This window comes from Xylanibacter rodentium, assembly GCF_013166575.1.
GTDB lineage: Bacteria > Bacteroidota > Bacteroidia > Bacteroidales > Bacteroidaceae > Prevotella > Prevotella rodentium.
Genome location: NZ_JABKKE010000031.1, coordinates 1 through 25,153, shown reverse-complemented (window position 1 = coordinate 25,153; position 25,153 = coordinate 1). Strand labels below are relative to the sequence as shown.

Below are 25,153 nucleotides of genomic sequence, written 5' to 3'. Positions count from 1 at the left end.
CCTCGGGCAGGCACATCCATATTGCATCTGCGGTTTTCATGCCACAAATTTAACACTTTTCTCAAAATTCATGCACCGTGCTTTCGGCTTGACCCCTTAGACCTTCGTAACGCTAACTAAAACATAAAAATGGATAAGCACAAGATAGTCCTCGAATATCCTTTGCAAACAAAATCGGAAAATATCGTATGGCAGCTGATAGGTACGGCTGAAGGACTCGGCAAATGGATAGCCGACTATGTGACAAGGGATGGGGACACTATGACTTTCACTTGGGGAGAAGTGTGGACACACAACGACACAAAGGTGGCACTAATCTTAGACATACAGCCCAACCGATACATCAGAATGAAATGGGACTATATAGAACATGAAGACGCATACTGGGAAATTCGAATAGAAAAGAGCGATTTCACAGGCCACCTTGCATTGATAATAACCGACTTTGCCGACGACGGTGACAAGGATTATCTGCAAAACCTATGGAACGACAATATGAAGCGCCTCCACGAGATAAGCGGTTTCTGAACCAAAGCCGCACCTCCGTCCAATATCATTGCCGGGTAAATGCTGTAGTTCTTCCTATACGCACTATAGCTGCACACAAATATCTTTACTTTAACATATGTTAAGCGGTGTCTGCGTGCCTTTTTTCTCCCTACGTCTCTAAAACACCCTTTTTTGTTCCAAAAGGGATGCGCTGATTATCAGCGCATTACACCAGCATCCGTTTGTAAGAAAAGCAGAGAGGGCCTTATAACCTTGCAATAAGGGCCTCCCGACACTGCGACGACGGCCTTATTGCAATGCGAAACGGCCGTTACGGGAATGTCGGGAGGCCCTTACGGCAAAATTTTCACACCCAAACTGCATGTAAAGAAAGCAGAGACACCCTCACGGCTTTTCTATTTCAACAAAAAATAAAATGCTTTTTTTCAGAATAATAAGGACATTAAGACATGTCTTTTCGACAAAACAGATACTCGGCAGGATTCCATACCGCGTTTTCTCGCCATGGAAGAGATGAAACAACTTTTCCACCTGATCATTTGGCTTGCACGGTTGTCTCCGGCAGGGTGGTACAAAGTTAAGTATACATTATGCAATAAAGATAAGTTAGTCAACAGTATTAAACTAGAACGCGCACCAACGGGGCAATAAGCACATAGCCCCGTTGGGGCGCATCCATCCGGGGTGCATCTCCAGAGTCATATCCGGGGCGCATCCATCCAAAGCGCATCCATCCTATGTCCGGATGATAATGTAGTTTAATTTTGTTGGCTAACTTAAAAAACTAATGGGTATTATTATCATGATTAGAGTTTATTGAGAATCGCTGATTTCTGTCATCAATATTGTACAAACTATAAATACGCTTACCAACATTGTATGTCTGTGAATGGTCCTCAAAGCGGATGCACCGGTGTGCATCCCTACAAATGTATGAAACCGATGTGTATTCGCAGAATCGTTACGACCAATGAAGCCATATACTAAAAAAACACAAAAAACATACGCTCTCTGACATTTTTATACTAATTTTGCAAACCGAAACGCCTTTACAGGCATCACCTTATATAATGTTTCGCATTAAGAAATTAGACATATTCATCGTAAAGCAGTTCGGACTGTTGTTCGTGGGCACATTCTTCATCTGCCAGTTCGTGCTGATGATGCAATTCCTATGGCGTTATGTCGACGAATTGATAGGCAAAGGACTGTCGATGGAAGTGTTGGCACAATTCTTCTGGTACATGGGCCTCATGCTCATACCGCAGGCTCTGCCCCTCGCAATATTATTGTCATCGCTCATCTCATTCGGCAATCTGGGCGAAAGTTCCGAACTCACCGCCATCAAAGCCGCAGGCATATCGCTAATACAGACATGCCGCTCACTCATAGTATCGGTCGTGCTGATAGCCTGCTGCTCATATTTCTTTCAAGACGTAATAGGTCCCGAGGCCAACAAGTCGTTCCGCCAGCTCCTCCTGTCGATGAAACAGAAAAGCCCCGAACTCGAGATTCCCGAAGGCATATTCTACGACGGCATACCGGGCAGCAACATCTACGTACAGAAGAAGGACCTCAAGACAGGCATGCTCTACGGAGTGATGATATACAGAATGAACGGCGGCTACGAAGACGCAGCGATAATACTTGCCGACTCAGGCATGATGCAATCGACCGAAGAGAAGAAACACCTGTTGCTCACGCTGCACAGCGGAGAATGGTTTGAAAACATGAGGTCGCAGGACATGGCCGGCAGCGCCAGTGTGCCCTACCGACGTGAAACATTCGCTACCAAACGGATAGTGCTCGACTTCGACGGAGGATTCAACATGGCCGATGCCGCAGGAATATCGTCAAGCGCACAGGCAAAAAGCATGAAGAGAATACTGCACGACCTTGACTCTATCCGTATCTACAACGACAGTGTGGGACATGCTTTCTACAACGATGCCAAAAACACAACCTTCTTCATACCGCAGCCGCATACGGCTGAAGACTCCGTGAAACTGGCCAAGGCCATTGCCGATGACAAGACCGAACTCGACTCGATATTCCAAAAGATGAGTATCGACGACAAGCAGGCTGTAGTAAAGGAAGCCATGAACACCGTCAGAATGAAGACATCGGAAATGGAAATGAAGGGCGACTATTCGTTCGACCTCAACAAAAACGTGCGCACACACCAGATAGAAGCCATCAACAAGATCACACTCTCGCTATCCTGCATCATCTTCTTCTTTATCGGCGCACCGCTCGGCGCCATCATACGCAAGGGCGGCCTGGGACTGCCGGTAATAATATCGGTACTGGTGTTTATCATATATTATATCTTCGAGAACTCCGGCATGCGAATGGCACGTAACGACATATGGACGGTATGGTTCGGAAAACTGATATCCACCGCCGTGCTCACGCCAGTTGCAGTGTTCTTCACCTACAAAGCCAACAACGATTCGGTGGTGTTCAATGCCGACCTGTATATCAATATGATACACACTATATTCGGCATACGCACAAAACGCAACATATCGAAGAAGGAAGTTATAATAAACGACCCTGACTACACTGTCGACGCCACACGACTGGAAGAAATCAGCAACAAGGTAGCCCGGTATTCCGCAGAACACAATCTGCTTAAGGCGCCCAACCCGATAAGAGTGTTCTTCCACGAAGGCGACGACCAACAGATAAAAAACATCAATGCCGAATTGGAAGAGGTGATAGAGGACTTGTCCAACACGAAAGACAATGTCATCCTGAACGAACTCAACAACTATCCCGTCATGGCCACGCATGCACACACAAGACCGTTCCGCAACAAGTGGCTCAACGTTGCCACAGGCATAACAATACCGTTGGGCATCTTCTTCTATCTGCGAATGTGCCGTTTCCGTCTCCGCCTCATGCGTGATCTGAAAGCCGTGCTGCGCACCAACAGCGCCATAAAGGAAAGAATAGGGAAGATGGAGGCACAGGCCGATCCATCCACCGGCAAAAACAGCAAAATCAACTAAAACCAACGATATGCCCCAATCCAAATTAAGCAAAATAGAAGATGCCATCGCCGATTTCAGAGAAGGCAAGTTTGTCATTGTTGTCGATGATGAAGACCGCGAGAACGAGGGCGACCTCATCATCGCAGCCGAAATGATAACTCCTGAGAAGGTCAATTTCATGCTCAAGCATGCCCGCGGAGTGCTCTGCGCACCGGTTACACTGTCGCGATGCGCCGAACTCGACCTGCCACACCAGGTGGCGGACAACACATCGGTGCTCGGCACACCGTTTACCGTAACAATAGACAAGCTGGAAGGATGCACCACCGGAGTGTCAGCCGCTGACCGTGCCGCCACCATCAAGGCACTGGCCGACCCGACCTCGACCCCGCACACTTTCGGACGCCCGGGACACATCAACCCGCTTTATGCACAAGACAACGGAGTTCTGCGCCGCAGCGGACATACCGAGGCAAGCATCGACCTCTGCAAAATGGCCGGGCTGTACCCCGCCGCCGCACTGATGGAGATAATGAACGACGACGGCACTATGGCACGTATGCCTGAGCTGCAAAAAATGGCAGAAGAGTATGACCTGAAAATCATATCCATAAAAGACATGATAGCCTACCGACTGGAACGCGAGTCGCTCATCGAAGTGGGAAACAAGGTGGACATGCCCACACGATACGGGCATTTCAAGCTCATACCGTTCCGGCAGATAAGCAACGGACTTGAACATATGGCCTTGATAAAGGGCGAATGGACCGAAGACGAACCGGTGCTTGTACGCGTACACTCATCGTGCGCCACAGGCGACATCCTCGGCAGCATGCGCTGCGACTGCGGCGAGCAGCTGCACAAAGCAATGGAAATGATTGAAAAAGAAGGAAAAGGCGTCGTCATATACATGCAACAGGAAGGCCGCGGAATAGGACTGATGAACAAGATTGCCGCATACAAGTTGCAGGAAGAGGGCTACGACACCGTTGACGCAAACATACATCTGGGCTTCAAGCCCGACGAACGCGACTACGGCTGCGGAGCACAAATGTTGCGCAAGCTCGGCATACACAAGATGCGACTGATGACAAACAATCCCGTAAAACGTGTCGGACTCGAGGCATATGGCATTGAGATTGTAGAGAATGTACCTATCGAAGTGACACCCAACAAATACGATTTCCGCTATCTGCAAACAAAAAAAGACCGCATGGGGCACACGTTGCACCTTTAAACGGGCAGCACAATGTTTAAGTAAAAGTTAAAAATTGACAGATTTCTTTCTAAAAACAGAATAAAATACTTAATTTTGCAGTTGTTATAATACAATAATACATCAAATATGGCACAACTATCAGACCGCTTGCAAAGGCTTGCGCCTTCAGCAACATTGGCTATGTCGCAGAAAAGCTCGGAAATGAAAGCCAATGGCATAGACGTAATCAACATGAGCGTCGGAGAACCGGATTTCAACACTCCCGAGCATATCAAGGAGGCTGCAAAGAAAGCTGTGGACGAGAACTACTCAAGATATTCGCCCGTACCGGGATATTCAGATCTGCGCACTGCCATTGCCGAAAAACTGAAAAAGGAAAACAATCTCGACTATACCACAAATGAGATTCTCGTGTCAAACGGGGCAAAGCAAAGCGTGTGCAACACACTGATGGCACTTGTCAACGATGGCGACGAGGTGATAATCCCGGCACCGTATTGGGTGTCCTACCCACAAATGGTAAAACTGGCCGGAGGCACCCCCGTAATAGTGGAGGCAGGATTCGAACAGAACTTCAAGATGACTCCCGGACAACTCGAGGACGCCATCACGCCAAAGACAAAAATGATAATACTCTGCTCGCCGAGCAACCCCACGGGAAGCGTATACTCATGCAAGGAATTGGCAGGATTGGCTGAAGTGATAAAGAGCCATGAAGATCTGTTTGTACTGGCCGACGAGATATACGAGCACATCAACTATGTGGGACGGCACGAAAGCATAGCCCAGTTCCCCGGAATGAAAGAACGCACCATTATCGTAAACGGAGTGTCAAAGGCTTATGCCATGACCGGATGGCGAATAGGATACATCGCCGCACCGGAGTGGATAGTAAAGGGATGCAACAAGCTGCAGGGACAGTATACCAGCGGTCCATGCTCGGTAAGCCAGAAAGCGGCCGAATTTGCATATACGGCAAGCCAGGAATGTGTGGAGGAGATGCGAAAGGCTTTCGAGCGCCGTCGCGACCTCATCGTCAAACTCGCCAAAGACATTCCGGGACTTGAGGTCAACGTACCAGAAGGAGCTTTCTACCTTTTCCCGAAATGCAGCAGTTTCTACGGAAAGACAGATGGGGAAACCGTGATAAAAAGTTCGTCAGACCTCGCAATGTATCTGCTCGAAAAAGGCCATGTGGCCACTGTAGGAGGTGACGCTTTCGGCGATCCGGACTGCTTCCGAATGAGCTACGCCACAAGCGACGAGAACATCGTGGAGGCTATGCGAAGAATCAAGGAGACACTCGGACAGCTGAAATAAAACCGGTGCTTCGGGTAAATATTAAGGTTAAAAGATGCTAAACGGCTTCATTGTCCGCTATAAATTACTACCTTTGCGGATAGATTAAGATAAAACAGCATCTAAAACAATCATTTATCAAGCACATTCGCACATATCAAGACTTTACAATAATAACTTAAATTTATAATAACTAAAAAATTAAAAAAACAAATTATGGCAACAACAACAAAGGCTGCAGCCCCAGCCAAAAAATCATCGGGCTTTGGAGGAGTTAAGGACGCATGGATTATCATGGCTATCTGCTGTGTAATTGCTTACTGCTTCTATTTCTTCGTACTCGGTAATCCTGACAACTTCGTAGGAGGAGACCCTAAAGGTCATCCACTGCCCGGAAACCTTATGGGTACTGTATATAAAGGAGGTGTCGTTGTAGGTGTGATCCTGACATTGCTTCTCTCTGTTATCTGCCTCGGTGTTGAGCGCTTCTTCGCTCTGAAGAGTGCATTCGGAACAATGAACCTTGCCAAGTTCACAGCACAGGTTAAGGCTGCCATCAAGGCCGGTAAATTCGACGAGGCCCAGTTGCTTTGCAACAAAATGAAGGGTTCGGTAGCAAACGTGGTTTCTGCTTCACTCGCTGCATACAAGGACGTTGAGACAAACCACACGATGAAGAAGGCTCAGAAGATTGCCAAGATTCAGCAGGCTCACGAAGAGGCTACCCAGCTTGAGATGCCTACTCTGCAGATGAACCTCCCCATCATCGCAACAATCGTTACACTGGGTACTCTTACCGCTCTGTTCGGTACTGTGTTGGGTATGATCGGTTCGTTCCAAGCTCTGTCTGCTGGTGGTGGTGCTGACTCTGCAGCCCTGTCTGCCGGTATTTCCGAGGCCCTCGTGAACACGGCTTCCGGTATTTTGACATCTTGGTTCGCTGTAGTTATCTACAACTACTTCACAAACAAGATCGACAAACTTACATATGCACTCGATGAGGTTGGTTACACAATAGCAACGACATACGACGTTAACCACACAGACGAGGTGTAATTGTTTTACCTTTTAATTAATCTATAATAATGGGTAAAATAAAAATAGAGAAGAAAGACATCTGGATAGACATGACCCCTATGTCTGACGTGATGACGCTGCTTCTGTGCTTCTTTATGTTGACATCAACATTCTTGCAGCCGGAACCGGTAAAGGTCAACACGCCAAACTCGGTGTCGGAAGTCAAGGTTCCGGAAAAGGATGTATTGAACATCCTTATCGGTTCTGACGGAAAAGTCTTCATAGGCACTGACAACAAGAACGATGTAGTGGCTATGCTTCAGACTGTCACAGACAAATTCGGTGTAAAGATTAACAAAGAGCAGCTCAAGAACTTCAAGGACAACAGCTCCATAGGTGTTCCTCTGAACATGTTCTCGGCTTACTTGAGTCTTGAACCGGAAAAGATGGCAGAAGAAATCCAGAAGTATGGCGTTCCTACCGACAGTATTGACGGAGGAATGAGTGAGTTTCAAGAGTGGGTGGCCGCTGCAAAAGAGGCTAACTCGGACATGAAAATCGCCATCAAATGCGATGCCACGACAAAATATGAGGTTGTAAAGACCGTTATGTCGGAACTTCAGGACATGAACGAGAACCGCTACCAGCTTATCACTAATCTTAAAAAGGAGGGCGAGTAATGGCAAAGAAAAAAGCAAGCAAGCAGAAGAAAAAGCAGACCCGAGTCGACTTTACGCCGATGGTGGACATGATGATGCTTCTTATCACGTTCTTCATGCTCTGTACAACCTTGAGCAAGCCGATGTCTATGTCACTGACTATGCCTGCCAACGATCAGAATCTTGACAAGCAGGACAAGTCGGTATCAAAGGCGTCACACACTATAACTGTTTATCTTGGCTCGAACGACAAGATTTATTATATTGCGGGACTTCCCCAATATGATAATCCCGAGTGCATCAAAGAGACGACATGGGGCAAGAACGGAGTCCGCGACGTGCTGTTGAAGCACACCACCGAGGAGGGTATAAACCCCGTTGCACGTATCTTGATGGCCAAAGCCAAACTTGATGAAAGGAAAAGTGCTCTCGGCTCTACAATGACCGACGAACAGTATAAGGCTGAACTCGCAAAATTGAGGGACGGTAATGTAAACGGTGAAAAGATTCCTGTACTTACCGTTGTCATCAAGCCTTTGGACACTGCCAACTATAATAATATGGTTGAAATATTGGACGAGATGCAGATTAGCTGTATTGGTAAATACGTCATTGACAAGGTTAACGAAGACGACAAGAAACTTCTTGATCTGAAAGGCGTTAAATAATCAATGACCAATAACAATTAAAAAGAAGAACTATGTCAAAAGTAGATCTAATAGACAATAGCTGGGTCGACCTCGTCTTTGAAGGCAAGAATAAGGAATACGGTGCTTACGTGCTCCGCAAGGAAACAGGTAAGAGAAACGTAAAGGCTATGGCTGTCGTTTTTGCGACAATCCTTGCCATCTTCCTTTTCTTCATTGCCAAAGTGGCCATCCAGAATGCGATGCCTAAGAAAGTAGCCGTAACAACCGATGTGGAGCTGTCAAGTCTTGCACAGAAGAAAGAGGCTAAGGTTGAGCGTAAGGAGCCTGTCAAGGTTGAGATGGAGCAGCAGAAAGTAATCGAAAAGGTAAAGAGTTCTGTTAAGTTCACCGCCCCGGAAATCAAGAAAGACGACGAGGTGAAGCCTGAAGATGAATTGAAGTCTCAGGACGAACTTGCAAAAACGACAACCGCCATCGGTTCTTTCGATGTGAAAGGTAACGACGAGGCTGAAGGTGAAGTGCTGAAAGCCAAAGAGATTATTGCAGAAGAGAAGCCGAAAGAGGAAGAGAAGCCCCTCGACATTGCCGAGGTGATGCCATCGTTCCCCGGTGGAGACGCTGAGCTTATGAAATGGCTGAGCAAAAACATCAAATATCCGGCTATCGCAGAAGAGAACGGAGTGCAGGGACGCGTCATCGTAAGATTTGCCGTAGGCAAAGACGGTGCCATCCATGATCCGAAAGTGCTCAGAAGTGTGGACCCGTCGCTCGACAAAGAAGCCCTACGCGTGGTCAAGGCCATGCCCCGTTGGATTCCCGGTAAGCAGAATGGTGTGGCAGTAGCCGTATACTTCACTCTGCCTGTGACATTCCAGCTGCAATAAATAGAACCCAAATGTAATCAAATGATTAGAAATCTGTTCAACATATTAGTTGCAACTACTCTGGTTCTGAGTTTTACCGCGGGATGCAAAAGCAAACCCAAGAAAAACCAACGAACCGATACATATTCATCAGGGACGATTAAATTCGTCTCTGATGAAAGTTTCAGACCTATCATAGAAGAAGAGGTGCAGATTTTTGAGCACATCTATCCTCAAGCCAAACTGATACCGGAATACACCAACGAACTCGACGCCGTGAATCTGCTGATGAAAGAGAAAAGATATCTGGCAATCACGTCGCGTAACTTCACCAAAGAAGAAGTGCAGAATCTGAAAGACCGCAAATTCCTGCCGGTGGCAATACCGCTGGCCTACGACGGTCTCGCACTCATTATAAACAATGCCAACCCCGACTCCATTATCTCCATACACGACGTGAAGGAAATTCTCAGAGGCAACCTGAACAAATGGGACAAGCTGAATCCCGAATCGAAATTGGGCGACATAGAGGTGGCATTCGACAACAAACAGTCGAGCACGGTGCACTATTGTGTAGACTCTCTGCTCGGCGGCAAACCCATAAACAGCCCTAACATCTATGCAGTAAACAAGTCTGCAGAAGTTATAGACTTCGTTGAGAAACATCCCAACTCAATAGGAATCATCGGTTCCAACTGGCTCAACGACAAGCGTGACACAACCAACGTCACTTTCAAAAGGAATATAAGGGTAATGGCGGTGAGCAAGCTGAATCCTGCAACAGCAGAAAACAGCTACAAACCGTATCAGTACTACATATATACAGGGTATTATCCAATGATACGCACCATATACGCACTCCTCAACGACCCGATCCATGGACTTCCCTGGGGATTCACCAACTTCATTTCAAACGACCATAGGGGGCAGCTTATCATCCACAAGGCCGGTCTTTTGCCATACAGAGCCAACATGCAGGTAAGAGAGGTCAACGTGAGTACGGAATAGGAATTGGAGCAAATGCCGTTCAAACGCATCAGATGCGAAATCGCAATATGACTAAACCGAATAAAAAACATACATAGAAATAAACAGAAAGAAACAAATATGAAAACAAGCAAGTATTTATTGATAGGCACAATGCTGATAGGACTCAGCATGCCGGCAATGGCACAGGATAACAAAACCCGCATAGACGAAGTGACAAACATCATAAAGAGCAAGCCGGCCGATCTGGCAGACCAGTTGAAGCAAATCTACAAGCAGAACAAGAAAAACCCCGAGGTTCTCTGTGGAATAGGACGCGCTTTCTATAACATGAAAGACACCACAAATGCAAAGATATATGCAGAATATGCATTGAAAGCAAACAAAGAATACGGTCAGGCATATACACTTCTCGGAGATATCGCCGCACGCGCGGAGGATGGAAATGCTGCAATACAAAACTACCAACAAGCCATCTATTTCAGCCCGAAAGAACCGGAAGCATATTTCAAATATGCCACGGCTTATCGCAAACTGAACCCCAGCGAAGCCATATCAAAGTTGGAAGAGTTGCGTGTTCAGCGTCCTGACATTGCCGTCGATGCACTCATCGGCCGTATCCACTATTCGTCCAACGACTTTGAAAAAGCAATAAGCAGCTTTGAAAAAGTGGACATGAACAGCATGGAAGAATCGGACCTCACCAACTATGCCATGTCACTATGGTTTACACAGAAGTATGACAAGAGCCTTGAAGTGGCAAAGGCCGGTCTGAAAAAACTCCCACGCGACGCCGCTTTCAACCGTCTTGCCATGTTCAACTGCACCGACCTTAAGGACTACGACAATGCACTGGCATATGCCGACGCTTTGTTCAACAAGTCGGACAGCGCCAAATTTTCTTACTTCGACTACACATACTATGGCAATGCCCTCAGTGGTGCCAAAAAGCATACCGAAGCCATAGAGATGTACAAAAAGGCTCTCGAACAGGAATTTGACGACAAGACAAAACGTGCAGGAGTAATCAAGCAACTGTCGGAAGGCTACAAGCAGAACAACGACTACGAGAATGCCATCAATACATATCAGGAGTTTTTGAAGACAGCCGACAAACCTTCACCAACCGATATCGCCGGACTGGCACAGCTCTACACACAACAGGCCAATACTTTGGAGGGCGAAGCAAGAACAGAGGCTTTCAAAAAAGCCGAAAACGTATATGACGAATTGGAAAAGGCTTACCCCGATGCCCTTGAATTTGCAACAATGTGGAAAGCCCGTGTCAACGCATATATGGACCCGGAAACCAAAGAAGGCTTGGCCAAGCCGTTCTATGAGAAGCTCGCCGGATTAATCGAACCGAGAGCAGAAAAAGACAATGCCGACAAAGCCCGCCTCGTAGAGTGCTACAGATATCTCGGATATTACAATCTGCTGAACAACGACAAAGAAGCATCCATCAGCTATTGGAACAAGATTCTTGAAATAGATCCCGAGCATCAGCAGGCCAAACAAGCTATTGAAGCACTGACAAAGAAGTAATATACCTTTTCCGCCCGACAGAATGGGCAAAATGATATAACAGTAGGGACATATTATCGTATCTGCCCGCATACAACACTTATGCCGCGGACAAATACGAAAATATGTCCCTACTCTGTTTAACGGCTTCCAGCTCTCTGCTCTTTTCTACTGAGTTCAGTTATCTACTTCCACACAATAACAACACATATGAGAAGCGGGGCCCGTCATTACTGACAAGCCCCGCTGTGTTTTTACGATAAAAATCCGGTTTATCCCAAGCTGATAGCCTCAGAAGGACATATATCAGCACAAGTTCCACACTCTGTGCAAATCTCAGGATTGATAGAATACTTCTCACCTTCTGAGATTGCTCCTACCGGACATTCATCTATACATGTACCGCATGCGATACAATCGTCACCAATAACGTAAGCCATAATCAAAAATGTTTTTATAAATTAATACCAATAATTTAGTATGCAAATGTACTAATTTTAATTAATATACACCCATTTTAAGGTAGATATTTAACTAATTTATACTAAATCGAAATAAAAATGTATATAATAAGTGGACAATAATCACGTTATTAGAATAATATGAAAAGAATACTCATACTTATACTCACAACAGCCATAACGATAACAGCCGTAGCACAGGAACGCACTGCCCAAAACAAGCCGTATATAGACCTGCGCCCGTTACATTTTGGTATTCTCGTGGGTATGCACATGCAGGATATCGAGTTTCAGAATGTAGGGCCGCAGACAATTGTCAACGAAGATGGTACGGAAGAGACACGCACCATTTTATGTGATGCAGACAACTGGAACCCCGGATTCAGTGTCGGTGTAACGGCAGAGGCCCGCATCAGTACACATCTATCGGCACGATTCACTCCCACTATGCATTTCGGAGCAAAGCACCTGATGTTTCATGACTTGTCGCGGCCGGACGAGAACGGCAATCCTGCACAAGCCACTCAGGACCTGAAAACCACATATATATCCATGCCCTTTGACCTGAAATTCAGCGCAGAACGCTTCAACAACTACCGGCCGTATATAATAGCCGGCGTCAACCCCACGATAAACCTCACCGGCAAAGACCAGGATTATATACGTCTGAAGCGATATGACACGTTTGTTGAAGTTGGATTCGGCTGTGACCTTTATCTGCCCTATTTCAAACTCATCCCCGAACTGAAGTTCTGCTACAGCCTCAGCAACGGTCTTGACACCAAACACGCCGACGAATTACAGGACGCCGGCATGCGTGCTTTCACAAACTCCGTAACCGCCGGCCACAACAAAATGATTGTACTGACATTCTACTTCGAATAAAGCAGCATCATTTCTCCAGCTTCATAACCATCTTTCCAACAAAGATGCCATGCTTGCCATTCTGATCTACAGGAATATTGCGCCCATCATAGTTCTTCACCCACTGCAAGTCCTCGAAATAAGAATGTGAATGTCCGCCAAGCACAATGTCAATATTACGGCTCACTGACACCAACGTCCTGTCATCGGCATCGCCTTTTACACCCCATCCGAGATGTGACAGACAAACCACCACATCACATTTCTCTTCAAAGCGCAGTTTGTCTGACACAGTACATGCCACATCGACAGGATTGAGATACTTCACACCCCTACAATTCTTCTCAGAGACAAGACCGTCAAGCCTGGGGGACACACCAAACACACCAATCCTTAATCCGTCACGTTCCAGCACCACATAAGGCTTGACAATGCCATCCACGGGCGTACCCTTAAAATCATAGTTGGCACAGACAACGGGAAAATCAGCCTTACGGAAAAGTTCTGCCATACGCTCCAACCCGAAGTCAAACTCATGATTGCCTATCGTGACCGCGTCGTATCCCATCATGTTCATAAGCTCAATCTCAACCTTACCCTCAAACAATGTATAGAAAGGCGAGCCTTGAGAAAAGTCACCACTGTCAAAAAGCAGCAGGTCGGGATTCTTGGCCCTCTCATCCTTAATCATCGCCACACGTCTCAAAAATCCTCCGCGTCCCACTTTCAGTGTATCCTTCAGATTCGCACTAAGCGGCAATACCGTACTGTGCGTATCGTTAGTATGCAGAATCACCAGCTCCCTTGTCTGAGACATTCCCGACAGTGCCACCGCACAGCACACCGTCGTCATAATAATTATATTCTTCAATATGTCCATCACTATATTCTTTAATATAAAAAAATGCTTTTCGGCTTTCTCCGCCAATATTACAAAACACATATGGCAGCCCGGCCCATTATCTCATTCATTCCACCACTATACGGCCTTCAACCCGACTGTCTACAATCTTCCCCTGCGCAGCCATCTCCTTAAAATAAGCCGATATTATATATCTTGTGTCATTACTTTTATCCTGAGGCGAGTTCAAATCGGTTCCCTCACCAAACTCACACATATTATCATTACCCTGTACCAGATAGTCTATCGTGGCTATGCGATAAGATGCTTTAGGGTCGATTTCCTTGCCGTGCAACCGCACACTTTTCGGAATCCTGTTACCATACCCATCATCACCTATCACCATTTTCACACCATGACTCACCCCCTCGCCTCCGACGACGGCTATACTGCCGAACAATCGTATCAGAGACTCACCCGACAGAGTGATAAAGCATATCTTATTCTCAAACGGAGCCACCTCAAGAACATTGCCATAGGTAACCTTGCCTTCTGGTAGTGCCGCCCGTATTCCCCCTATATTGTATATACCCATTACCGGCTTCTCGCCATAGTTCTTTCCTGCCCACACCAATATGTCGGCCAACAGGTTGGACAACGGGCTCTCGGGTCTCGAGGCTTCCATATAACGGGCTGAATATCCCATTACCGGACTCATCATACTGTCCACCACCTGACGATAAGGCGCCAGAAAAGCCTGTGCCGCACTGTCAGGCATGGCATCATACACGGAATCAACCAATATGCGTGTACGCTCAACTTCCGTCACCACATAGCTACCCGACGAGCATGAGGTTCCGCTCAGTGAAACCGCGGCCAATCCAATATAAAAAAGTAAATCTCTCATACGTTATACCATATTATTATGACTAATACAAATCCGCCCGAACCCAACGGACGATACTATAAGGGATACGTCATCATGACTCCTCCTCATACAGGATGATGCTGCAAACAGCATCTACAGACAATGATACAAGGATTCCCCATGATGCAAAATTAACAAAATCTGACATAATCCGCAAAAAAAGCAGTCTAAAATTGCGTATGCCAATAAATTATATTACCTTTGCAGCGCTTTTCGGCGTAATCGCTGACGGGAAGTTACGTGTTGCCTGTTATGTTGCGTTGGAACGATAAGAACAAATTTAATTATTAAAAAAATGGATTTAATTAAAGTTGCTGAGGAAGCATTTGCAACCGGCAAAAAGTTCCCGGAATTCAAGTCCGGTGACACTATTACTGTCGCTTACAAAATTATCGAGGGTACAAAAGAGCGTATCCAGCTCTATCGCGGTGTTGTAATCAAGATTTCAGGCCACGGTGACAAGAAGCGTTTCACCGTCCGCAAGATGTCGGGCACAATCGGTGTAGAGCGTATTTTCCCTATCGAATCGCCCAATATTGACAGCATCGAGGTCAACAAGGTTGGTAAGGTTCGCCGCGCCAAGCTGTACTATCTGCGCAAGCTCACAGGTAAGAAGGCACGCATCAAGGAAAAGCGCACCAATATCACAAAGGCGTAAGGCAGGGCTCTCAAACGAGATAAAAAGGAATATCCATCATCCGATTGGTATTCCTTTTTTTTTATGGAACGCCCACAGATTGTGTTTATACTGCTACGTGAGTCGCGCAACATCGTTACTTAGGCCGCGTAACAAGCCTATGTCATCATCGTCTTCTTTCCAGTCCTCAGACATACTGAAACCTTTATCGGCAAACAACTCCGCCAATCCGGAAATCTGCTTGAGACGCAACAGTTCATCCTTGTCCATACCTATATTGCGCATAATCCATGCATCGGACATACCTGCATGCGACAGCTCAGCAACGATATTGCTCATCAGTTCCACACTATGCATGCCACGTGCACGGTTGTGACGTATGGTCGATGCCATGCGGTCGGATATATCCTTGTCTATCACCACCACCGGCAACAATCCCCTTTCACGCTCACGGATACGCTCCGAGGTCTTCATCACCATATAACGGTGATATCCGTCGACAATTTCATAAATGTCGCTTTCTTTCAAATAATAGCACACACACGGCATCGTGTAGCCATCTTCCCATATCGACAACTCTAACAGCTTCATTTCCGGAGGTGCCACCGTATTAGGATTGTAGGCATTCGCCACTACTTTTTCTATCGGTACCGCAAATACATTGTATACCGGACTCTTATAATTTTCCATGAGTTATAGATTTATAAATTTTCATTACCCTCTCTTTCTGCTCCTTTTCCTTCTTGGTCATGGCAAAACCCATATACTTACACGCATGGTCGTTCTTCAGTATGCAAATGCACATACGCTTGTAGGTAGGTATTTCCTTGAATTCCTCTATATCTATGTCGTCGAGATACTCCATTCTCACCGGCAGTTTGTCAGTGCGATAAGCCGACGGGCCACCAACATTTATCGGAATCCCGCGCTCACGCAACTTCTCTACAGTCTCCTCACTCAGACAACCGCCGCGTTCACGCCAGAAACGTATGCTGACATCCAGTTTCCTCTCATAGTTACGACGTGTCTCCTCCGGCAGCGTGGCAAGCAGAAACTCCATGTAGCGCCTCCACGAAAATCCTGGCGGACATTTCACGGACCTCCACCCCATGGCAACCGTGCTACCATAGGTACCGGCAAAATTAACACCATTGACACGGCTTACCATGCGCCCCCACATGTCAGGATCAATCACACGGTATACGGCAAGAGTGGCAATGGCCTGTGATATGAACGGACTGGCCACTCTCTGGCGGCCGATAGGTATGCCGGCCTGATAGTAAAGATCGTACAACCGATTGTAATACCACCCGAACCTGCCATTAGCCACCCATATGTCCGATGTCTTCCAATCGTAAATGGGATAAGCATTGTACAACCGTCCACCAATGTTATGCGTCCATTTGTAGTTTCCGAAACGCCGGTAGTTTTTGTCACTGTGTATGGCCCTCCAACGGTTGAAGCTCTCCTGCGTACGTATGCCCACAAGACAACATACGCTACGGCAGTGTTTTCGCCGTTTCAGCCACGGAGCAAACAGCAACTGAAAATCATAGTCCCAAAGCTCATCATTGAAAAAATCAAAATCCTTTGACGTATAGCAGTGCTCCGGCATCTCCCTGACCCATATTTCACGCTTGGACTCTTCCCATGGCCGCCAATAAGACTGATACATGGAAGTGCACGAAGCCACCTTGAACGGTACACAGCAATGATATGCCTCAATGACATCGCTATCGTCCGCCAGTCTTCGCCTCACATAGTCGGTGGTCTGACTGTATTGCACCTCATAGTCCATGTGCAACACACCAAGTTTGCGCCCAGGCAGATTACGCCGTATATACTCTACACACAGATTAAGCAACACGCCGCTGTCCTTACCGCCGGAAAACGAGACATAGACATAATCGAAATTATCGAAAACCATCTTCAGCCTCTCCTGCACAGCCTCGTACACATTGAGACGACGAATCATGACACGCCTCCCCCTTTCGTCTTCGGTCTCACCATTTTATTGTATTTCGTCCATTCCTTGCATGAGATGAAGCCATGACGGCGATAATAATCCACATGCCTGTTATGTACCATGGCCGTGACACATTTGTCAGCATGTGAAATGACATGTTCCAACAAGCCGTCCAGCACAGCCGGTTCGTCTCCTTTTATATAGTAGTTGTCTATGTATGGTCCGGTATCTGTACTCTTTACAGGGATAAATCCTACAACAGTATTACCATCCAAAGCTATATGCCACGTATACTGTGGGGTAGTCTTGAACGGATAGTTGTTGTTCTGGCGCAGCACTGCCGGACTCATCACCAGACGTGCAACCAGCTCATAAAGCTTGTCCTCTGTTCCTTTCAAGCTTATTATATCCATAAGTCTGTCATTCTGTTATTGTCTGCAAATTTACATCAAATCATCGAGATAAGGTTTATTTGTCCGACATTTCAGCAACTCTGTATACACTTCTCAGGAAAAAAGAGTAATTTTGCAGCAGAAATATTAAACCTTGTTATTCATACATACGTATATATGAAAGAATTAGCCCTAAAGTACGGATGCAATCCGAACCAAAAGCCCTCGCGCATATTCGTGACTGAGGGTGAACTCCCTATCGAAATCATCAACGGCCGCCCGGGATACATCAATTTCCTCGACGCCCTCAACTCATGGCAGCTCGTCAAGGAACTCAAAGCCGCCACCGGCCTGCCCGCAGCAGCATCGTTCAAACACGTTTCACCCGCCGGAGCAGCCGTAGGCCTGCCGTTGAGCGACACGCTGAAAAAGATATACTTCGTAGACGACATCAAAGCCGAGCTCTCGCCGATAGCCTGTGCCTACGCCCGTGCACGCGGTGCCGACCGCATGAGCTCATACGGTGACTTCGTGGCCCTGAGCGACACCTGCGACGCTGTCACTGCCACACTTATCAAGCGCGAGGTGAGCGATGGAGTCATTGCTCCCGACTATACCCCCGAAGCTCTTGAAATATTGAAAGACAAACGCAAAGGCACATACAACGTTATAAAGATTGACCCTGCTTACGTACCCGAGCCTGTGGAACGCAAACAAGTGTTCGGCATAACTTTTGAGCAGGGCCGCAATGAAATCGACCTCAACGACCCGACTCTGTTCGAAAACATACCCACCGACAACAAAACATTCACAGACGAGGCACGCCGCGACCTGATAGTTGCTCTGATCACACTGAAATACACACAGAGCAACTCCGTGTGCTACGTAAAGGACGGACAGGCCATAGGTATCGGTGCCGGACAGCAGAGCCGCATCCACTGCACCCGCCTTGCCGGCTCCAAAGCCGACATCTGGTGGCTGCGCCAGCATCCCAAAGTGATGTCACTGCCGTTTGTCGACGGCATACGCCGCGCCGACCGCGACAACACTATCGACGTATACATCAGTGAAGATCATGACGATGTGCTTCGCGACGGCACATGGCAAATGTTCTTCAAAGAGCGTCCCGAGATACTCACCATGGATGAAAAGAAAGAGTGGATAGCCAAAAACACGAAAGTGGCCCTGGGCAGCGATGCATTCTTCCCATTCGGCGACAATATCGAGCGTGCCCACAAGAGCGGCGTGGAATATATAGCACAAGCCGGCGGTTCTGTGCGCGATGACAATGTAATAGACACTTGCAACAAGTATGGCATTGCCATGGCATTCACAGGCGTAAGACTTTTCCACCATTGACAATTTATCCCGATTGCTGCGGCTCCTCCGAATAACCATACACTATATCACCGGGTAACAAAGGAGGAGCCGCAGAAATATATTACCTTTTAAAAAACTTATCCCACTACATGGACATAGACGACATAATAGCCGGCGGCGGAATAATGTTCCGTCCGGCACGCAAAGAAGACAATGGCAACGGCAAGGTAAAAACCAAGGCCAAAAAGAAAAAGTACATCACCGGAGCACACGGTAGCGGTTCGGCCCGTCAAAAAGCAAAATACCGCGAACAACGTGCCAACAGACACAAAGGGAAATAAAGAAACAATGGCATTGTCAAACCGTGCAAGAAACACAGATATCCGAAAACAGACACAAGCCATTTGTCTTCACACTATTTAATATTCGTTATACAAAATTTACCCCCCCCGAAAAATTTTTCGACTTTTATTATCTAACTTTGCAGCAGAATGAATCTGCATGACATGTATACAAAATATCCATTGCTACGCTACTGCCATATTATGTTGGCAGCAATAATTGTTGCCGCAATGAATTGTATACCTTCACATGCAAAAAAAGCCACCCGCAACGTACAAGACAATGACACCATAGCCACAGCACTGTACAACAGGATGCGGGGCAAGTTCAACACAAAAGACCAGATCGAATTTTACAGTCTGGCAGACAAATACCGCGCACACTGCCTGAAAACCGGACACATGCACAGATACTACAACGGCTGGCAGGCAGAAATAATGTACGATATCAACTTCAACCATTTCTACCGCGCAATGAAAAAGACGCTCAAGATGTCAAAAGATATTAAAGAGCGTAAATGCACCGACGAACTTTACAACGCCTCTTATCTCATCGGAGTGATATACTCGCTGCAAGGCAACACAGGACTGGCAAAGAAGTATTTTCACAAGGCCATCAACGAGGCAGGAACAGGCGATTCCCTGAAAACCCTGCATATATACAAGGACCTGGCCAACGTAGAAATGGACGACGAACCTGACAAGGCTATGGCACACATCGACCGTATTATACGTATAACAAAAGCCTCGGATTTAAAATATGAATACTGTGATGCCATAGCATTCAAAGTGGTATTGGGCTTCGTCATGCACGACTGGAATACAGTAAGGAAATACTATGACGTATACATGAAGATACGCGACGAGCACCGTAAGGATTTCAGCACCACATACTACACATACGTACAGATATGCAAACATGCGGCAGACAAGGAATGGGACAAGGCCATATACCTTACAGACAGGCTTACCAACATAGACAAATATAAATTCAAAGCCGATATATATGAGATTTCAGGCAATATGAAAGCAGCCTGTAAGGCTCAAAAGGACTATATACATCACAAAGACTCCGTCAACAGCACAATCATGGTGCAGGAACTGACCAATGCCACCTACGAGATTGAATCAATCTTCACACATATCAGAAAAGAAGAGGCCAAAGTGATGCGCATAGCCCTTGTGCTCACTATATTCATGGCACTGGTGATAATAGCGGCACTCATCTTCGTAATCAGAAACCGCAACCGCTATCTGCGCGAACTTTGGAACAAGAACAACGAATTGGAAAGATTGCGCAGCAAGGCTGAAGAAGCGGAAATAATGAAAGAAAGCATATTGAAGAACATGAGCCATGAAGTACGCACACCTCTTAACATCATAGCAGGCTTCACCCAGATTCTCGGACAAAGCGACGCCAACCTAAGTCCGGAAGAATGGAAGGACATAGCCGCAAGGGTGACGGAAAGTTCGAACAACATAGTGAAAATAATAAATGACCTGCTCTACATATCGTCAAAAGACAGCATCAACTATACCATGCGCAACGACAAAGTCGACTGCGACGAACTATGCAGCAGATGTATGGAAAAGTTCTGCGACGCCAAAGCCGACGGAGTCAAGATGACTCTGAACAGCAGTCTGCCCGGCGGAATGAGAATCAGGACCAATGAGGACGGTCTGTCGAGAATAATGGAATGTCTGCTCGACAATGCCTGCAAATTCACGGAACATGGCAGTATCAGAATAAATTGCCGACTGACAGACAATAGCAGAAATGTGGAAATAAGCATCACAGACACCGGATGTGGCATACCAGAAGAAATAGGGGATAAAGTATTCGATCCGTTCTACAAGACCGATACCGATGTCGACGGTCTCGGAATAGGCCTGATTCTCGCACAACGGATTGCCTGTCAACTGGACGGTAACATAACCCTTGACAGAGATTATCACGATGGTGCACGATTTATACTCACCATCCCCGTCGGCAAAGAATGATATGAAAAAAGCAGTGCCTTATACGTTGTTGCCACGCATATCCGTACCCCACATCATTTTCTTGCGTAATGTGTCAAAATAGCCTGTACCGGTACGCTTGACCACTTTCACACTGTATGGAGCCTTGCTCAACGTAAGGCGCGTGATATCATGACATTTTTCCGAACGCCCGTCAATAGCCACAAGAAACGTATGGCTGCGACTGTCCACTGCGAGCGAAATCTCTGCGTCGTCCGGTATCACAATCGGACGGATGTTCAGACTGTGAGGAGCCACGGCCGTCATCGACATAACCCGTGTGCCCGGCACAATTATCGGTCCGCCGTTTGACAACGAATAAGCTGTGGAGCCGGTCGGAGTACTTACGATAAGGCCGTCGGCCTGATATGTAGTGAGATATTCACCGTTGACAGAAGTGTGTATGGAAATCATCGAGGCATTGTCACGCTTCAATATGGCCACATCATTGAGCGCGCAGTTGCTGCCCTCAAAGGGCTCACCATCGGTCTCCACCTTTATCACCACACGGTTTTCCACAGCATATTCACCGCTGTGCAACGCCTTCAGACAATCGTCAATTTCACCGGTAGTCACGTCGGTAAGAAATCCCAACCGCCCCATGTTCACTCCTACAATAGGTATACTCTTTGCCCCCACACGCCCGGCAGCCTTAAGAAAAGTACCGTCACCACCCATTGAAATGACGAAATCCGCATCAAAACAGTCACCGTCAAAAACATCGGCATCAGCCCCGACAAGCATTCCCGATGCCTTAAGAAAATCATAATATTCCCTGTCTATGCACACACCGGCCCCGAAAGAGGCCAACCCTGCAATGACTTCCCGGATAGCTGTCGACTTTTTTGTCTGATATGTATTGCCGAAAATGGCGAATCTGAGTTTTCGTGAGGTCATAAAATCCATGTTTTCTGTTTCTTTATCCAAATGTAATGCCGTTATTTGACAAACATTTCGTATTTTTGCCGGTGAATTAATGTTGCAAAATTACGTATTTTTGGCGAGACCCGAATACAAACGAATCAAAATAAAACTGAAATGACAAAATTAAGCGTAAACATAAACAAGGTGGCCACCCTACGCAATGCACGGGGCGCAAACAATCCGGACGTGCTCAGTGTGGCGACCGACTGTGAGTTGTTCGGTGCCGAAGGAATCACAGTACACCCCCGTCCCGATGAGAGACATATACGCTACAACGACGTAAGAGACGTCAAATCAAGAATAACAACCGAACTGAACATAGAGGGAAATCCCACTGACAAATATATAGACTTGGTATTGGAGGTGAGACCGACACAAGTAACGCTCGTACCCGACGCCGAAGACCAGCTGACATCAAACCACGGATGGGACACACGCACACATCGCACTTTCCTCACCGACGTCATCGGGCGTTTCCGTGAAGCCGGCATACGCACATCCATATTTGTCGACGCTGACCCGGAAATGGTGGCTTGTGCCAAATCCTGCGGAACAGACCGTATAGAACTTTATACGGAGCCATACGCATCGGGCTACTCGGCCAACCGCAAACAAGCCATAGCACCCTTCATTGCCGCGGCCGAAGAAGCACGCCGGCAGGGACTCGGCCTCAACGCGGGCCATGACTTGAGCCTCGTCAATCTGGCTTACTTCCACAAGTGCATCCCCTGGCTCGACGAAGTGAGCATAGGCCATGCACTGATATGCGACGCAATCTACATGGGTCTGCGGGACACAATAGCCATGTACAAGAAATGTCTTGAATGATACAGCTACACGCAATACGGCAATCGTACACAGAAAAAAACATCACGGCAATTGAAAGCCGTACAAACACTATAAAACAAAAAAACGACTATGGCAAAAGCATACGTATTTCTGGCCGACGGTTTCGAGGATATCGAGGCTCTCGGCACCATTGACATCCTGCGCCGCGCAGGCATCGAGGTAAAGACAGTGAGCATAACCGACAGCCACACAGTGGAATCGGCTCATGGCATGAAGGTTGAGGCAGACATACTTTTCGAGAAAAACAACTTCTCTGACGGCGATATGCTCGTGCTTCCCGGTGGGATGCCCGGAGCCGCCAACCTTAACGCCCACGACGGACTGCGCAGCGTGCTACTGTTGCACGACGACAACAAAATGCGCATAGCAGCCATCTGCGCCGCACCTATGATACTCGGAAAACTCGGTATACTGCAAGGCAGACGCGCCACGTGTTATCCCGGTTTCGAGGAACATCTCGACGAAGCCACATACACCCGTGAGCTCGTAACCACCGACGGACACATCACCACTGGAGAAGGACCGGCAGCAACATTCGCATTCGCATACGAGCTGGTACGGTTGCTCACCGGCGACAACACTGCCGACCGACTGGCCGACGGCATGATGTACACCCATCTTATGGAAAGCCGATAACGGCATCTGCATAAAAACGTACAAGAGAGTGTACCGGACCACGACATCGCCACAACTTGGCAGAGACGCGGTGCTTCGGAAGCACAGAAAAAGTCTTTTAGAGAGCGTTTGGGCCTGTCGCAGGCACAGTTCCCGGTGTCTTCGAACATATACTTCGCATAGCCCGACATACTTTTTCAGTGCTTCCGAAACACCGCGTCCCTGCTAAATTGCTGCAAATTCCAAATTACAAAACACTGGCGTCAGGATGATGTTTTGTCTTGTTATTTCTGAAATTTTAACTTTTCTTTTTTCCCGAAATAGAAAAGCCGAAAGCCCTTCTCAGCCCCTTTGACACACCTTTTTGGCATGGTCAACATGCCGTAAGGGCCTCCCGGCACTCCCGCAACGGCCGTTTTGCACTGCAATAAGGCCTCCGTCGCAATGCAACGACGGCCTTATTGCAAGGTGAAAAGGCCCTCTCTGCTTTCTTGACAAATCCATACGTTCGTAACGTTCTGATAGTCAGCGTCTCCCATTTGAAGCAAAAACAACTGTTTTCGGAGCATTATCCGAAAATCACAATTCGGATGTCGCTTAACATACGTTAAAGTAAAGATATTTATAAATACACAACACATCTGTGCAATCCGTGCATAGCCGCAATAACGAAACGGTTATTTCATAATGTTCTAATTTAGTCTACACAATCAGTTTTAACCGTCATGTTCGGTGAGAATCTTTGATTTCATCCCGCATTTTCTCGACATAGTAGAAATGAAATGAGTTTATTCAGCTCATTTGGCTTAACGAAAACATTGGATTTCATACACCGATTTCTCGACATGGTAGAGATGAAACAAGTTTTTGTTATACTTAGTCAGGTTAACGAAAACATTGGATTTCATACACCGATTTCTCGACATGGTAGAGATGAAACAAGTTTTTGTTATACTTAGTCAGGTTAACGAGCTCCTATGTTGTCGCCCCGCAGGGGCAACAAGCACATAGCCCGGGGCAGAGCGTAGCGACACCCCGGGTTTTATGTCCAATTACCCATTCGCCATGAAAGGGCAAAAGCGTTAATTATCAAATACTTACAACCAACACACCCATATATTTTTATGCTTTTGCCCTTGCAGGGCGCGGGGATTGTCGATGTATGATTCCCGGGGTGCCGCTACGCTCTGCCCCGGGCTATGTGCTCGTTGCCCCGTTGGGGCGTATCCATCCAGAGCGCGTTCATCCTATATCCGGACGATAATGTAGTTT

The 25,153-nt window shown here is 46.9% G+C and carries 24 protein-coding genes; 17 read left to right on the top strand and 7 right to left on the bottom strand.

Going from position 1 to position 25,153, the window contains the following annotated elements:
- Window positions 1-129 precede the first annotated feature (129 nt).
- From HPS55_RS12920 to HPS55_RS12875, 10 genes are all read left to right on the top strand, one after another.
- A complete protein-coding gene (locus HPS55_RS12920; RefSeq protein WP_172324995.1) occupies window positions 130-528 on the top strand; it encodes an START-like domain-containing protein in 399 nt (132 codons plus the stop codon).
- Between the two features lie 1,052 nt (window positions 529-1,580).
- Window positions 1,581-3,524 carry an LptF/LptG family permease gene (locus tag HPS55_RS12915; RefSeq protein ID WP_172178067.1) on the top strand — a complete coding sequence of 648 codons (1,944 nt, stop codon included), beginning with the start codon at window positions 1,581-1,583 and terminating at the stop codon, window positions 3,522-3,524.
- 10 nt (window positions 3,525-3,534) lie between these two features.
- Entirely contained in the window at window positions 3,535-4,743 is a 1,209-nt protein-coding gene (locus HPS55_RS12910) for a bifunctional 3,4-dihydroxy-2-butanone-4-phosphate synthase/GTP cyclohydrolase II (RefSeq protein WP_172178065.1), read from the top strand.
- A gap of 108 nt (window positions 4,744-4,851) precedes the next feature.
- Window positions 4,852-6,045: a pyridoxal phosphate-dependent aminotransferase gene (locus tag HPS55_RS12905; RefSeq protein WP_172178063.1), complete on the top strand. Its 1,194-nt coding sequence runs from the start codon at window positions 4,852-4,854 to the stop codon at window positions 6,043-6,045.
- A 195-nt stretch (window positions 6,046-6,240) separates the two neighbouring features.
- Window positions 6,241-7,080, top strand: coding sequence for a MotA/TolQ/ExbB proton channel family protein (locus tag HPS55_RS12900; protein WP_172178061.1), 840 nt, complete (start codon window positions 6,241-6,243; stop codon window positions 7,078-7,080).
- A 29-nt stretch (window positions 7,081-7,109) separates the two neighbouring features.
- Window positions 7,110-7,721, top strand: coding sequence for an ExbD/TolR family protein (locus HPS55_RS12895; protein WP_172178059.1), 612 nt, complete (start codon window positions 7,110-7,112; stop codon window positions 7,719-7,721).
- On the top strand, window positions 7,721-8,368 hold the full coding sequence (locus tag HPS55_RS12890; RefSeq protein ID WP_172178057.1) for an ExbD/TolR family protein: 648 nt from the start codon (window positions 7,721-7,723) through the stop codon (window positions 8,366-8,368). The genes HPS55_RS12895 and HPS55_RS12890 overlap by 1 nt, the downstream gene beginning before the upstream one ends.
- A 32-nt stretch (window positions 8,369-8,400) precedes the next feature.
- Window positions 8,401-9,234 carry an energy transducer TonB gene (locus tag HPS55_RS12885; RefSeq protein WP_172324993.1) on the top strand — a complete coding sequence of 278 codons (834 nt, stop codon included), beginning with the start codon at window positions 8,401-8,403 and terminating at the stop codon, window positions 9,232-9,234.
- 21 nt (window positions 9,235-9,255) lie between these two features.
- Window positions 9,256-10,221 (top strand): PstS family phosphate ABC transporter substrate-binding protein, encoded by a 966-nt coding sequence (locus tag HPS55_RS12880; protein ID WP_172178053.1) that lies wholly within the window; start codon window positions 9,256-9,258, stop codon window positions 10,219-10,221.
- A 99-nt stretch (window positions 10,222-10,320) separates the two neighbouring features.
- Window positions 10,321-11,745, top strand: a complete 1,425-nt coding sequence (locus HPS55_RS12875) for a tetratricopeptide repeat protein (RefSeq protein ID WP_172178051.1) — start codon at window positions 10,321-10,323, stop codon at window positions 11,743-11,745.
- A 251-nt stretch (window positions 11,746-11,996) separates the two neighbouring features.
- Here the strand turns inward: HPS55_RS12875 and HPS55_RS12870 are convergent, their stop codons facing one another.
- Entirely contained in the window at window positions 11,997-12,164 is a 168-nt protein-coding gene (locus HPS55_RS12870; protein ID WP_172178049.1) for a 4Fe-4S binding protein, read from the bottom strand.
- 162 nt (window positions 12,165-12,326) lie between these two features.
- Between HPS55_RS12870 and porT the strand changes: the two genes are divergently transcribed.
- Window positions 12,327-13,070 (top strand): type IX secretion/gliding motility protein PorT/SprT, encoded by a 744-nt coding sequence (gene porT / locus HPS55_RS12865; RefSeq protein WP_172178047.1) that lies wholly within the window; start codon window positions 12,327-12,329, stop codon window positions 13,068-13,070.
- Window positions 13,071-13,077: 7 nt separating this feature from the next.
- On the opposite strand, the gene HPS55_RS12860 is transcribed toward porT, so the two are convergent.
- Together HPS55_RS12860 and HPS55_RS12855 are read right to left on the bottom strand one after the other, a co-directional pair.
- Complete coding sequence (locus HPS55_RS12860) at window positions 13,078-13,929, bottom strand: bifunctional metallophosphatase/5'-nucleotidase (protein ID WP_172178045.1); 852 nt, start codon at window positions 13,927-13,929, stop codon at window positions 13,078-13,080.
- A gap of 88 nt (window positions 13,930-14,017) precedes the next feature.
- Window positions 14,018-14,797, bottom strand: a complete 780-nt coding sequence (locus tag HPS55_RS12855) for a 5'-nucleotidase C-terminal domain-containing protein (RefSeq protein WP_172178043.1) — start codon at window positions 14,795-14,797, stop codon at window positions 14,018-14,020.
- A gap of 316 nt (window positions 14,798-15,113) precedes the next feature.
- Between HPS55_RS12855 and rplS the strand changes: the two genes are divergently transcribed.
- Complete coding sequence (gene rplS, locus HPS55_RS12850) at window positions 15,114-15,476, top strand: 50S ribosomal protein L19 (protein ID WP_172178041.1); 363 nt, start codon at window positions 15,114-15,116, stop codon at window positions 15,474-15,476.
- A gap of 93 nt (window positions 15,477-15,569) precedes the next feature.
- Here rplS and HPS55_RS12845 read toward each other — a convergent pair whose 3' ends face one another.
- From HPS55_RS12845 to HPS55_RS12835, 3 genes are read right to left on the bottom strand one after another with little or no spacing between them, the layout of a single operon-like run.
- The gene (locus tag HPS55_RS12845; RefSeq protein WP_172178039.1) at window positions 15,570-16,145 is read right to left on the bottom strand and encodes an IbrB-like domain-containing protein; all 576 of its coding nucleotides are present in this window, start codon (window positions 16,143-16,145) and stop codon (window positions 15,570-15,572) included.
- Window positions 16,132-17,430: a DUF3440 domain-containing protein gene (locus tag HPS55_RS12840; protein ID WP_172178037.1), complete on the bottom strand. Its 1,299-nt coding sequence runs from the start codon at window positions 17,428-17,430 to the stop codon at window positions 16,132-16,134. The genes HPS55_RS12845 and HPS55_RS12840 overlap by 14 nt, the downstream gene beginning before the upstream one ends.
- Entirely contained in the window at window positions 17,427-17,834 is a 408-nt protein-coding gene (locus HPS55_RS12835; RefSeq protein WP_172178035.1) for a hypothetical protein, read from the bottom strand. Before HPS55_RS12835 ends, HPS55_RS12840 begins: the two co-directional genes overlap by 4 nt.
- A gap of 156 nt (window positions 17,835-17,990) precedes the next feature.
- On the opposite strand from HPS55_RS12835, the gene HPS55_RS12830 reads away from it, so the two are divergent.
- The 3 genes from HPS55_RS12830 (at window position 17,991) to HPS55_RS12820 (ending at window position 21,475) form a co-directional block, all read left to right on the top strand.
- Entirely contained in the window at window positions 17,991-19,172 is a 1,182-nt protein-coding gene (locus tag HPS55_RS12830) for a phosphoribosylaminoimidazolecarboxamide formyltransferase (protein ID WP_172178033.1), read from the top strand.
- A gap of 110 nt (window positions 19,173-19,282) precedes the next feature.
- Entirely contained in the window at window positions 19,283-19,474 is a 192-nt protein-coding gene (locus HPS55_RS12825) for a hypothetical protein (protein WP_172178031.1), read from the top strand.
- A 165-nt stretch (window positions 19,475-19,639) separates the two neighbouring features.
- Window positions 19,640-21,475 carry a sensor histidine kinase gene (locus HPS55_RS12820; protein WP_172324991.1) on the top strand — a complete coding sequence of 612 codons (1,836 nt, stop codon included), beginning with the start codon at window positions 19,640-19,642 and terminating at the stop codon, window positions 21,473-21,475.
- An 18-nt stretch (window positions 21,476-21,493) separates the two neighbouring features.
- Here the strand turns inward: HPS55_RS12820 and HPS55_RS12815 are convergent, their stop codons facing one another.
- Entirely contained in the window at window positions 21,494-22,390 is an 897-nt protein-coding gene (locus tag HPS55_RS12815; protein WP_172178027.1) for an NAD kinase, read from the bottom strand.
- Between the two features lie 141 nt (window positions 22,391-22,531).
- On the opposite strand from HPS55_RS12815, the gene HPS55_RS12810 reads away from it, so the two are divergent.
- Both HPS55_RS12810 and HPS55_RS12805 read left to right on the top strand, forming a co-directional pair.
- Window positions 22,532-23,245 (top strand): pyridoxine 5'-phosphate synthase, encoded by a 714-nt coding sequence (locus HPS55_RS12810; protein ID WP_172178025.1) that lies wholly within the window; start codon window positions 22,532-22,534, stop codon window positions 23,243-23,245.
- 90 nt (window positions 23,246-23,335) lie between these two features.
- On the top strand, window positions 23,336-23,902 hold the full coding sequence (locus HPS55_RS12805) for a DJ-1 family glyoxalase III (protein WP_172178023.1): 567 nt from the start codon (window positions 23,336-23,338) through the stop codon (window positions 23,900-23,902).
- Window positions 23,903-25,153: the final 1,251 nt, after the last annotated feature.